Source organism: Sphingomonas sp. jy18 (assembly GCF_056931895.1).
The window spans coordinates 38,974-51,141 of record NZ_JBXPBT010000001.1; the positions used below are offsets into that span (position 1 = coordinate 38,974).

The following is a 12,168-nucleotide window of genomic DNA, read 5'->3' on the forward strand; positions in this document are numbered from 1 at the left end:
TTTGTGCAGGAACTGGCCGCAAGGCCGCAATTTAATACGTAATATTGCCCTTTATGTCAGCCTCATGCTGACATGGGTTAGGCCGCCATGGCATAGGCAGTCCTCGGATTTAGCGAGGGGATAGAGCGGCGATGGCCGATTCCGACATGCTGCAATTTGTCGACCGCGCGCAGGCGTTTCCCGTCAAGCGTCTGCCGGAGGACCGCGCGCGCGACTTTGCCGAGATCGCCGCCCGCTATGCGCCCGAGGATGCGGCAGCGCAGGCGGCGCGCTGTTCGCAATGCGGCGTGCCCTATTGTTCGGTACACTGCCCGCTGCACAACCACATCCCCGACTGGCTCCGGCTGGCTGCGGAAGGGCGGCTGCAGGAAGCCTATGCGCTGTCCAACGAGACGTCGACCATGCCCGAGATCTGCGGCCGCATCTGCCCGCAGGACCGGTTGTGCGAGGGCAATTGCGTCATCGAATTTTCCGGCCACGGCGCGGTCACCATCGGCAGCGTCGAGAAATACATCACCGACACCGCGTGGGAAGAAGGCTGGGTGGAGCCGCTGGTGCCGGGCAAGACGACGGGCAAGTCGATCGGCATCATCGGCGCCGGTCCGGCCGGGCTGACCGCGGCGGAATATCTCAGGGTCTCCGGCCATGCGGTGACCGTCTACGACCGGCATGACCGCGCGGGCGGGCTGCTGACCTATGGCATCCCCGGCTTCAAGCTGGAGAAACCAGTGGTGATGCGCCGCATCGACCGGCTGCTGGCCGGCGGCATCGTCATCGAAACCGGGTTCGAGGTCGGGCGCGATGCCAGCCTGGCGGATCTGCAGACGCGCCACGATGCGCTGCTGGTCGCCACCGGGGTGTACAAGGCACGCGCACTGTCCGCGCCCGGCGACCAGTTGAGCGGCGTGGTCGAAGCGCTCGATTATCTCATCGCTTCCAACCGCACCGGCTTCGGCGACCATGTGCCGGCATTCGAGGACGGCAGCCTCAATGCCGCCGGCAAGCATGTCGTCGTCATCGGCGGCGGCGATACCGCGATGGACTGCGTCCGCACGGCGGTGCGCCAGGGCGCGGCCTCGGTCCGGTGCCTGTACCGTCGCGACCGCGCCAACATGCCGGGCAGCCAGCGCGAAGTGGCCAATGCGGAGGAAGAGGGCGTCGTCTTCGAATGGCTGTCCGCCCCCGAGGCGTTTCTTGGCGACGGCAGCAAGGTGACCGGCGTCAAGCTGCGCGGCATGCGGCTGGGCATGGCCGATGCCAGCGGCCGCCGCGCGCCCGAACCCGATCCGGCCAGCGAACGCGACCTGCCCGCCGACCTCGTCATCAAGGCGCTGGGCTTCGACGCCGAGGATCTGCCCCGCCTGTTCGGCTCGCCCGACCTCGGCGTCACGCGTTGGGGCACGCTGCGCGTCGATCATGCGATGATGACCAGCCTCGATGGCGTGTTCGCGGCGGGCGACATCGTGCGCGGCGCCAGCCTGGTGGTGTGGGGCATCCGCGACGGGCGCGATGTGGCGGCGCACATGGAACGGTGGCTGGCGGCAGGAGCAGCAGAGAGGATGGCGGCGTGATGCGAGCTTCGATTCTCATCGCTGCTGTATGCGGACTTAGCATCGCCACCCATGGCATCGCCCAACCCACGGCGTTGCCACCCGCCGTGCCGATCGAAACCGCTATCCCGACTTACGAACCCACAAGCGTCACTTTGGCCAAAGCAGAACAGCTGCTAACCCTCGTTGGCGCTCGCGCTCTGTTCGATGTAGCGATTGCACAATCGAGCCAAGCAGCGCGGCAAGGTATGATCGAGCAATACGGCGCCGATGACGCAGGGCGCGCCGAGCTTCAGCGGCTTGACAGCCAATATCCGGGTGGAAGCGACGCATTCTTCGACCGCTTTGCGTCGGTGCTGTCCGAAAAACTTGCTGCGGCCTACCCAGAGTTTCTCGAACGCAATAAGGCGATGCATGCGCGCTATGTGTCTGAAGCCGATCTGGATTTTCTTATCGCGGCCAATGTTCGGTTTAACAGCGTCGAGCTAAGCGACGAAGAAAGGGCGCGTGAGGTAGCGACATTTCGTGCCAGCCCGACTGTGACACGCTTTCTCGCTGCCGTCCCCGTCATAAGGCAGGAAATGGGAGAGTTTGGTCGAACGATCGGGGAGCGCTTGAGTGGGGAAACCTATGACCAGATCGCGCAAGAGCATCCCTCCATTTTTGGAGCACAGTAGTGATCCAAACTAAACTGCTTGCAGCGCTTCTTGCGGTGTCCGCTCCGGGCTTTGCACAAGGCCCCGGGTCGCCTGCCGCGGATCAAATGACTGCCGCACCCTCTCATTCGGCAGAGCCCGTCTCGGCCGCGCCGCTCCCCGCCCCTGACCCTGCCAGGCTCGCCGCAGCCGAGCGGGTGGTCGATCGCGTCTGGCCGGTGGGCACATTCCGGCGGATGATGGAATCGACCTTTGCCGGCACGATGCCAGCCGTTGCGGGCCAGGAGATGGCCACGACCGCTTGGGCCGCGGATGACGACAGCAAGGAGGCGCGTCGGGCCCGGCATGAGGCGCGCACCGGTCGGCGGATCGGCGGGGGCACGCCCGAACCGGAGCCGGAAGATGCAATGGCATCCTTCAACGCGGCGATTCTGCCTGCCGTCGAACGGCTGGAACCGCCGATGCGTGCGGCGATCGCCCGCATCTATGCCCGGCGCTACGACCTGACCCAGCTCGGCGAGCTCGAAGCCTTTTTCTCGACGCCGACCGGCGCCGCCTATGCGGCCGATTCGCTGACGCTGATGAGCGACCCCGAAATGGTCGCGGCGATGCAGGCGGCGACGATGGAGATGATGAGCGCGCTGTTCGGCGTCCCCAGCCAGGGGTCGGAAGGTGCCGCTGCAGACGCTGCTGCGGCGGCGATGGACGCCGCCTCGACCGAGGCAGGACCGGCCAGCGTCAATGCCGGCGTGAAGGTGGAGTGAGCGCGATGCACCGTCAGACTTTCGTCACCGCAGCGCGCCGCTGGCGTCTCCCGATCATCGCGGCACTCGCAGCTTGTGCCGGGCTCAGCCCGCTCCAGGCCCAGGAGGGCTCGCCGGCCACAGCGTCAGTCGACGCCACCGCCGCGTCGTCGCCAGACCCTGCCCGCCTGGAAGCGGCGCGACGGCTGGTTGCGCTGAGCTTTCCCGATGGCGAGGCGGGCGAGCTGATTGCCGACCTCGCTGGCGAGGCATTCGACAACCAGATCAAGGCGATGCTCGACAGCGACGAGATGAAGGACGCGGCGCGTGAAGCACCGCAATTGCGGCGCAGGCTCGACCGATTTGCTGCCGACGCACGCGCAATGATGACGCAGGAACTGGTTGCCGCGACGCCACGGCTGCTGGAGGTGACGGCCGAAATCTACGCGCTGCGCTTCACCGTCGCGGAAATGGCGGAGATCGAGCAATTCCTGCAGACGCCGACCGGGCGCCGTTACGCGCGGCTCAGCCTCGAGATGATCAACGATCCGCGGTTCGCCGCCTGGCAAGCCGATCTCGACGAACGTCTGCAGCGCCGCATGCAGCCGCTGCTGGAGCGGTTCATGACCGACATCGTGGCGCTCGCCCCCAAGACAACCAACTGACACCCATATGCCGGACTGCACCGCCATGACCCAATATCCCACCCCCGAACACGCCCGCCTTGCGGCAGAGGGCATGTATCGTCCCGAATATGAGGGCGATGCCTGCGGCGTCGGCCTCGTCGCCGCGACCGATGGCAGGCCGCAACGCCGCGTCGTCGCGGCCGCGGTCGATGCGCTGAAGGCGGTCTGGCATCGCGGCGCGGTCGATGCCGATGGCAAGACCGGCGACGGGGCGGGCATCCATGTCGACCTGCCGGTGCGCTTCTTCGACGATGCGATTGCCAATTCCGGGCACAAGGTGCGCCCCAACCGGCTGGCGGTGGGCATGGTGTTCCTGCCGCGCACCGACCTTGGCGCGCAGGAAACCTGCCGCACCATCGTCGAAAGCGCGATCATCGATGCGGGCTATACCATTTATGGCTGGCGGCAGGTGCCGGTCGACGTCTCCTGCATCGGCGACAAGGCGCAGCGGACGCGCCCCGAGATCGAGCAGATCATGATCGCCGGGCCGATGCCCGACGAACAATCCGCCAGCGAGTTCGAAAAGACGCTCTATCTGGTGCGCCGCCGCATCGAAAAGGCGGTGGTCGCGGCGCAGATCGCCGATTTCTACATCTGCAGCCTGTCGTGCCGGTCGATCGTCTACAAAGGCCTGTTCCTCGCCGAGAGCCTGTCGGTCTTCTACCCCGACCTGACCAGCGAGCTGTTCGAGAGCCGGGTGGCGATTTTCCACCAGCGCTATTCGACCAACACCTTCCCGCAATGGTGGCTGGCGCAGCCGTTCCGCTGCCTCGCGCACAATGGCGAGATCAACACCATCCGCGGCAACAAGAACTGGATGAAGAGCCACGAGATCAAGATGGCCAGCCTCGCCTTCGGCGAGCAGTGCGAGGAGATCAAGCCGGTGATCCCGGCGGGCGCTTCCGATACCGCCGCGCTCGACGCGGTGTTCGAGACGATCGTGCGCTCGGGCCGCGAGGCGCCGACCGCCAAGCTGATGCTGGTGCCCGAAGCGTGGGGCGGCGACCCCGAGGTATCGCCCGACCACCTTGCCATGTACCAATATTTCGCCAGCGTCATGGAGCCGTGGGACGGCCCGGCCGCGCTCGCCATGACCGATGGCCGCTGGGCGGTCGCGGGGATGGACCGCAACGCGCTGCGCCCGCTGCGCTACACCATCACCGATGACGGCCTGGTGGTGGTCGGATCGGAAAGCGGCATGGTGCTGCTGCCCGAACAGCATATCACCAGGAAGGGCCGGCTGGGGCCGGGGCAGATGCTGGCCGTCGATCTCGACGAAGGACGGCTCTATTTCGACCATGAGATCAAGGATCGCATCGCCGGCGAACAGCCCTATGCGAAGCTGGTCGCCGGTTTCCGCGGCATCGACGATCTGCCGGCGGTGCCCGAGGATCTGTCGCTCTATCTTGCGGGCGAACGGCTGGTGCGCCACCAGGTCGCGGCCGGCCAGACGCTCGAGGACATCGAGCTGATCCTCAGCCCGATGCTGGCCGGCGCCAAGGAAGCGGTCGGATCGATGGGCGATGACACCCCGCTCGCGGTCATTTCCGACAAGCCCCGGCTGCTGCACCAGTTCTTCCGCCAGAATTTCAGCCAGGTCACCAACCCGCCGATCGACAGCTTGCGCGAACGGCATGTGATGAGCCTGAAGACGCGCTTCTCCAACCTCGCCAACATCCTCGACACCACCGGACAGAATAGCGCGGTGCTGGTGATCGATTCGCCGGTGCTGGCCAATGCCGACTGGCACCGGCTGAAGGCGGCGTTCGGCGCATCGGTGGCGGAAATCGACTGCACTTTCCCGGTCGGCTCCGGCGCCGCCGGCCTGCGCGAGGCGATCGTGCGCGTGCGTGCCGATGCCGAGGCGGCGGTGCGCGCCGGGCGGTCCGAACTGTTCCTGTCCGACGAAGGCGTTTCGGCCGAGCGGGTCGGCATCTCGATGGTGCTGGCCGCCGCAGCGGTGCATACCCACCTCGTCCGCCAGGGGTTGCGCAGTTACGCCTCGATCAACGTGCGCTCGTCGGAATGCCTCGATACCCATGGCTTTGCGGTGCTGATCGGAGTCGGCGCGACCACCGTCAACGCCTGGCTGACCGAGGCGACGATTGCCGACCGCCACGCGCGCGGCCTGCTCGGCGACATCGCGCTGGGCAAGGCCATCGCCAACTATCGCAAGGCGATCGACGACGGGCTGCTCAAGATCATGTCGAAGATGGGGATCGCCGTGATCTCCAGCTATCGCGGCGGCTATAATTTCGAGGCGGTCGGCCTCAGCCGCAGCCTGGTCAACGATCTGTTCCCCGGCATGCCGGCCAAAATCTCCGGCGAAGGCTATACCTCGCTCTACATCAACGCCTCCGAACGGCACGAGGCGGCGTTCGAGCCGGCGGCGATCCGCCTGCCGGTGGGCGGCTTCTATCGCCAGCGCAACGGCGGGGAAACGCACGCGTGGAGCGCGCAGCTGATGCATCTGCTGCAGACCGCGGTCGCCACCGACAGCTATTCGACCTACCTCAACTTCGCGCGCGGCGTGCGCGATCTGCCGCCGGTCTATCTGCGCGATCTGCTCGAGTTCAACGAGGTGAGGAAACCGGTACCGCTCGACGAGGTCGAGGCGATCACCGAAATCCGCAAGCGCTTCATCACGCCGGGGATGAGCCTGGGCGCGCTATCCCCGGAGGCGCATGAGACGCTGGCCATCGCCATGAACCGCATCGGCGCCAAGGCGGTGTCGGGCGAAGGCGGCGAGGACCGGGCGCGCTACACGCCCTATGCCAATGGCGACAACGCCAATTCGGTGATCAAGCAGGTCGCCTCCGGCCGGTTCGGCGTCACCGCCGAATATCTGGGCGCGTGCGAGGAGATAGAGATCAAGGTCGCGCAAGGGGCCAAGCCCGGCGAAGGCGGCCAGCTGCCCGGGTTCAAGGTCAGCGAGATGATCGCACGGTTGCGCCACTCGACCCCGGGGGTGACGCTGATCTCCCCGCCGCCGCACCATGACATCTATTCGATCGAGGATCTGGCGCAGCTGATCTACGATCTGAAGCAGATCAACCCGCGCGCGCGCGTCTGCGTCAAGCTGGTCAGCTCGGCCGGCATCGGCACGGTGGCGGCGGGCGTGGCCAAGGCGCATGCCGATGCGATCCTGGTCTCCGGCCACGTCGGCGGCACCGGCGCGAGCCCCCAGACCAGCATCAAATATGCCGGCACGCCGTGGGAAATGGGCCTCAGCGAGGTCAATCAGGTGCTCACGCTCAACGGCCTGCGGCACCGGGTCAAGCTGCGCACCGATGGCGGACTCAAGACCGGGCGGGACATCGTCATCGCCGCGATCCTGGGTGCGGAGGAATATGGCATCGGCACGCTCAGCCTGGTGGCGATGGGCTGCATCATGGTGCGGCAGTGCCATTCCAACACCTGCCCGGTCGGCGTGTGCACGCAGGACGAGAAGCTGCGCGCGCGGTTCGGCGGCAGCCCGGAGAAGGTGATCAACCTGATGACCTTCATCGCCGAGGAGGTGCGCGAAATCCTTGCCAAGCTGGGCTTCCGCAGCCTCGACGAGATCATCGGGCGCACCGAATTGCTGCGCCAGGTCAGCCGCGGCGCCGAACATCTCGACGATCTCGACCTCAACCCGATCCTCGCCAAGGTCGACGCGCCCGACACCGCGCGCCGCTTCCACATCCCGACGCATCGCAACGAGGTGCCGGACAGCCTCGACGCGCAGATCCTGCACGATGCCAAGCCGGTGTTCGACCGCGGCGAGAAGATGCAGCTCACCTATACGGTGCGCAACACGCACCGTGCCGTCGGCACCCGCCTGTCGGCCGAAGTGACCGCTAAGTTCGGCATGTCGACGCTCAACGACGGGCATGTCCATGTCCGCCTGCGCGGGAGTGCGGGGCAGTCGCTCGGCGCTTTCCTGTGCAAGGGCATCACCCTCGAAGTGTTCGGCGACGCCAATGACTATGTCGGCAAGGGCCTGTCGGGCGGGCGCATCATCGTCCGGCCGATGGTCAAATCCCCGCTGTTCAGCCGCGACAACAGCATCATCGGCAACACCGTGCTCTATGGCGCGACATCGGGCGCGCTGTTCGCTGCGGGACAGGCGGGCGAGCGCTTCGCGGTGCGCAATTCGGGCGCGACCGTGGTGGTCGAAGGCTGCGGCGCCAATGGCTGCGAATATATGACCGGCGGCACGGCCGTGATCCTGGGGCCGGTCGGTTCCAACTTCGGCGCGGGCATGACCGGCGGCATGGCCTTCATCCTCGATGTCGACGGCCGCTTCGAGCGTCGCGCCAATCCCGAGAGCATCGTCTGGCAGCGGCTGGCGAGCAGCCATTGGGAAAGCCGGCTCTATGCGCTGGTGGAAGAGCATGCCCGCGTCACCGATTCCGGCTGGGCCAAGGAAGTGCTGAGCGACTGGGACCGCTGGCGGCACCGTTTCTGGCAGGTGTGCCCGAAAGAGATGCTGAGCCGGCTTGCCCATCCGCTGAGCGATGCGGTGACGCTGGAGGCGGCGGAGTAGCCGCGAAGGGAAACGGACGGGGTCGTGGCTGCGACGCGGCCCCGTTCATCGCGGTGCAAGCCTGGGGCCGCTAGACTGGCCGTCATGCGCACTGTCCTCGCCATCGCGGCTTTCGCCCTCGTCTCGCTCACCGCCCCGGCATCGGCGCAAAGCGACGCCGCCGATGCCCTCGAGCAGCTCGATGACCCGGTCGCCGTGGAAGCAATGGCCGACGACATCGAACATGTCACCGATGCGGTGCTGGGCATGCCGATCGGCCCGCTGGTCGAGGCGCTGCGCCGCATCGATCCCGGGATGGTGCCCGATCTTCCCGACGATGCCACCGTCGGCGAGGCGGCAGCCGCCGACCCCGACCTTGCCGAGCGCGTCGGCGAAGAGGCGCGGGTCACCGGCCTCGTCGCCGGGCAGAGCGCGCGCGATCTCGCCGCAGCGCTGCCCGTGCTGCAGGCCATGGCCAGCGACCTTGCTGCGCAATGGCGGCAGCGAATTTCGGATGCCCGGCGTAACCAACGCTGACTTTACCGCGAATGGAGCAATGTGCCCCCCGCAAAGGGGCTCCCTCACCGACTACCTTCGGGTCGCAACTCGGTAGGGGCCGCCCGGTACAACCCTCCACGTGCCGGGCGGCATCGGCACAGCCGGCGAAAAGTCAGACGATGCTTTGCCTGCACGGCGGGCACGCGCTAAGCAGCCCTGATGTGGCAGCTCTATCAATTTTCCCTATGTCCCTTTTCCCGCAAGGTGCGGCTGATGCTCGCCGAAAAGGGTGTCGCCTATGAATTGCGCACCGAGCATCCATGGGAAGCCCGCCCCGGCTTTCGGGACATCAACCTCGCCGGGCGCACGCCCGCCATGCAGGATATCGAACGCGACATAACCCTGTCCGATTCGGTGGCGATTTGTGAATATTTCGAGGAAACCGAGGCGCGCGCCGCCCTGTTTGCCGGCAGCGCCATCCAGCGCGCCGAGGTCCGCCGGCTGATCGCCTGGTTCGACAGCAAATTCTACGCCGAGGTCGGCGCGCCGCTGTTGCAGGAAAAGATGATCAAGCGGCTGTTCTACCGGCAGCCACCCGATGCCACCGTGCTGCGCAATGCCATGCGCGCCGCGACCGGGCATTTGGAGATGATCGGCAGCCTGCTCGACCATCACCGCTGGTTGACCGGCACGACCATGACCATGGCCGATCTGGCAGCCGCCGCGCACATTTCTGTGGTCGATTATCTGGGCGGCATCGACTGGGCCGGGCATGACCTGGCGCATGACTGGTATGCCGTGCTGAAGAGCCGGCCCAGCTTCCGCCCGCTGCTCGACGAGCGGATGGGCGCGCTGATGCCGCCGCCGCACTATGCCGACGTCAATTTCTGAACAACCAATCCGATGCGGCGGCGTTAACGTCCCGGCATTACGCTTTGGCAAGCATTGGCTGGCCATGGGCCTGACCCTATCCCCGACTGGAGCAGCATGGGCATGAAAAAGGTTCGCAAGGCAGTCTTCCCCGTCGCGGGTCTTGGCACCCGCTTCCTTCCCGCCACCAAGGCCATCCCAAAGGAAATGCTGCCGATCGTCGACCGGCCGCTGATCCAATATGCCGTCGACGAAGCGCGCGAGGCGGGCATCGAGCAGATGATCTTCGTCACCGGGCGTGGCAAGAGCGCGATCGAGGACCATTTCGACATCGCCTATGAGCTCGAACGGACCATGGCCGACCGCGGCAAGGACCTGTCGGTGCTCGGCCCTACCCGGCTGACCCCGGGCAATTGCACCTATGTCCGCCAGCAGGAACCGCTCGGGCTCGGCCATGCCATCTGGTGCGCGCGCGACATCGTCGGCGACGAGCCCTTCGCCATCTTCCTGCCCGACGAATTCATGCATGGCTCGCCCGGCTGCATGAAGCAGATGGTCGACGCCTATGAGCGGGTCGGCGGCAACCTCATCTCGGTGCTCGAAGTGCCGCACGAGCAGGTGTCGAGCTATGGCGTGATCGACCCCGGCGCCCGCGAGGGCGCGATCACCGAGGTGCGTGGGCTGGTGGAGAAGCCCAAGGTCGAGGAGGCACCATCCAATCTGATCGTCTCCGGCCGCTACATCCTGCAGCCCGAAGTGATGCGCATCCTCGAAGCGCAGGAAAAGGGCGCGGGCGGCGAAATCCAGCTCACCGACGCGATGGCGCGGATGATCGGCACGCAGCCATTCAACGCCGTCACCTTCGACGGCCGCCGCTTCGATTGCGGCGCGCATCTGGGCTATGTCGAGGCCAATCTGGCGATCGCGCTGGAGCGGCCCGACCTCGCCGCGCCGCTGCGCGAGAAAATGCGGGCGATGCTGGCCGGTTGAGGCGACGCCCAGCGAGAAGGGCGGCATGCTTCGGCGATGATCGGTCGAAGCCATCTATAGCCTGCGAGCCTGTCGGTGCCGAAGGCGATGCGAAACATCAACGGCGCTGCACGGGCGAGACGGACTTCGACAAGCGCGACACGAGCATGTATCGTCCAGCCATGTCCCAAGGTCTGAGGAGAAGGCCGATGCTGCGCTTGCTGACCCTGGCCACTGCGGCCCTGCTGCTGACAGGCTGTATCGCCCGCACGGCAGTCGACGTGGTGACCGCGCCGGTGCGCGCCGGCGCGCAGGTGGCCGATTGGGCCACCACCAGCCAGGACGAGGCCGACAGGGCGCGTGGACGGCAGCTCCGCGAGCGCGAGGAAATGCTCGGCCGGCTCGAACGCCGCCGCGCCAATGCCGCGGAAGATTGCGCCGATGGCGACCGCGAGGCCTGTGCCGACGCGGTGCGCTACGCCGACCAGATCGCCGACCTGCAGGCCGCACCACGCTAGGCCCTACCGTCGTTGCGAGCGCAGCGCAGCAATAACGGTGAGGGTACGGCACCCTGCGGCCTAGAGGCTGTCCTGTTTTGTTTGAACCGTAGTGCCGAGCCTGTCGAAGCACGCCTTGCCGATAAACGCCCTTCGACAAGCTCAGGGATACGGTTCCGATTCCACCCAACCAGGACAGGCTCTAAGCAGCGGCGCGGCGTAGTCGGTCGTTGATCGCCGCGCCCAGCCCCGCCTGCGGGATCTGCGAGACGGCGATGCGCGGGCAGGCGCTGGCGGCGCCGGCATGCAGCGCATCGAACAGGCGCGCCGCGGCTTCGACCAGATCGCCGCCGGCGCTCAATTGATAATCGGCCGCGCCCGGCCCGAAGCCGATGTGAAAGGCATCGCCCGGCGGATGCGCACTATCGAGCAGCACCGGCTTGCCCGGCGCATAATGGCTGGCAAGCTGGCCGGGCGCGGAAATGGTGCCGCTATGATCGTCTTCGACCGGCAATCGGCACGCGGCGGTCAGCATCTCGGCGGTGACCGGGCCGGGACGCAGCAGCACCAGCCGCCCGGCAAAGGGGCGGACGATGGTCGATTCCAGCCCCGCGCTGCAGGCGCCGGCGTCGATCACCAGCGGTACGCGCCCGTCGAGGCTGGCCAGCACATGCGCCGCCGTGGTCGGGCTGACGCCGCCGCTGGCGTTGGCGGACGGCGCGGCAATCGGCCGCCCGCTCGCCGCGATCAGCGCCTGCATCGCCGGATGCGCCGGGCAGCGCAGCGCAATCGTGTCGAGCCCGGCGGTGGCGATGCTGGCGACCGGGCAGTCGGCGGTGCGCGGCACGACGATGGTCAGCGGTCCGGGCCAGAAGGCGTCGGCCAGCGCCGCCGCCTGCGCATCGAACCGCCCCAGTCGCTCCGCCATCGCCCGGTCGGCGACATGCACGATCAGCGGATTGAAGGACGGACGGCCCTTGGCGGCATAGATGCCGGCCACGGCCGCGCCATCGGTCGCATCGGCGGCGAGCCCGTAGACAGTCTCGGTCGGCACCGCGACGCAGCCGCCGCGCGCAACAATGTCCGCGGCCGCCGCAATCGCTGCCTCGCCGAACGGCAGGACATGCGTTTGATTGCTGTTTTCACTGACCGTGGGGGTGGAGCCATTCATGGGCTGTGGCTATATGCCCGA

The 12,168-nt window shown here is 66.9% G+C and carries 10 protein-coding genes; 9 read left to right on the forward strand and 1 reads right to left on the reverse strand.

The features are described 5' to 3' along the window. Positions 1-131 precede the first annotated feature (131 nt). The 9 genes from AC0QC4_RS00215 (at position 132) to AC0QC4_RS00255 (ending at position 10,997) form a co-directional block, all read left to right on the forward strand. Positions 132-1,571, forward strand: coding sequence for an NAD(P)-dependent oxidoreductase (locus AC0QC4_RS00215; protein WP_483657532.1), 1,440 nt, complete (start codon positions 132-134; stop codon positions 1,569-1,571). An 86-nt stretch (positions 1,572-1,657) separates the two neighbouring features. Further along, positions 1,658-2,227, forward strand: a complete 570-nt coding sequence (locus AC0QC4_RS00220; RefSeq protein WP_483657533.1) for a DUF2059 domain-containing protein — start codon at positions 1,658-1,660, stop codon at positions 2,225-2,227. Between the two features lie 86 nt (positions 2,228-2,313). Beyond that, complete coding sequence (locus tag AC0QC4_RS00225; protein ID WP_483657534.1) at positions 2,314-2,970, forward strand: DUF2059 domain-containing protein; 657 nt, start codon at positions 2,314-2,316, stop codon at positions 2,968-2,970. A 5-nt stretch (positions 2,971-2,975) separates the two neighbouring features. After that, positions 2,976-3,614: a DUF2059 domain-containing protein gene (locus AC0QC4_RS00230; RefSeq protein WP_483657535.1), complete on the forward strand. Its 639-nt coding sequence runs from the start codon at positions 2,976-2,978 to the stop codon at positions 3,612-3,614. A gap of 25 nt (positions 3,615-3,639) precedes the next feature. Continuing rightward, positions 3,640-8,163 (forward strand): glutamate synthase large subunit, encoded by a 4,524-nt coding sequence (gene gltB, locus AC0QC4_RS00235; RefSeq protein WP_483657536.1) that lies wholly within the window; start codon positions 3,640-3,642, stop codon positions 8,161-8,163. A gap of 84 nt (positions 8,164-8,247) precedes the next feature. Continuing rightward, positions 8,248-8,679 carry a hypothetical protein gene (locus tag AC0QC4_RS00240; protein WP_483657537.1) on the forward strand — a complete coding sequence of 144 codons (432 nt, stop codon included), beginning with the start codon at positions 8,248-8,250 and terminating at the stop codon, positions 8,677-8,679. Between the two features lie 180 nt (positions 8,680-8,859). After that, positions 8,860-9,531, forward strand: coding sequence for a glutathione S-transferase family protein (locus tag AC0QC4_RS00245; protein WP_483657538.1), 672 nt, complete (start codon positions 8,860-8,862; stop codon positions 9,529-9,531). 96 nt (positions 9,532-9,627) lie between these two features. Then, positions 9,628-10,500, forward strand: a complete 873-nt coding sequence (galU, locus tag AC0QC4_RS00250) for a UTP--glucose-1-phosphate uridylyltransferase GalU (RefSeq protein WP_483657539.1) — start codon at positions 9,628-9,630, stop codon at positions 10,498-10,500. 161 nt (positions 10,501-10,661) lie between these two features. Further along, on the forward strand, positions 10,662-10,997 hold the full coding sequence (locus tag AC0QC4_RS00255; protein WP_483657540.1) for a hypothetical protein: 336 nt from the start codon (positions 10,662-10,664) through the stop codon (positions 10,995-10,997). A gap of 181 nt (positions 10,998-11,178) precedes the next feature. On the opposite strand, the gene AC0QC4_RS00260 is transcribed toward AC0QC4_RS00255, so the two are convergent. Continuing rightward, entirely contained in the window at positions 11,179-12,147 is a 969-nt protein-coding gene (locus AC0QC4_RS00260) for an L-threonylcarbamoyladenylate synthase (RefSeq protein WP_483657541.1), read from the reverse strand. Positions 12,148-12,168: the final 21 nt, after the last annotated feature.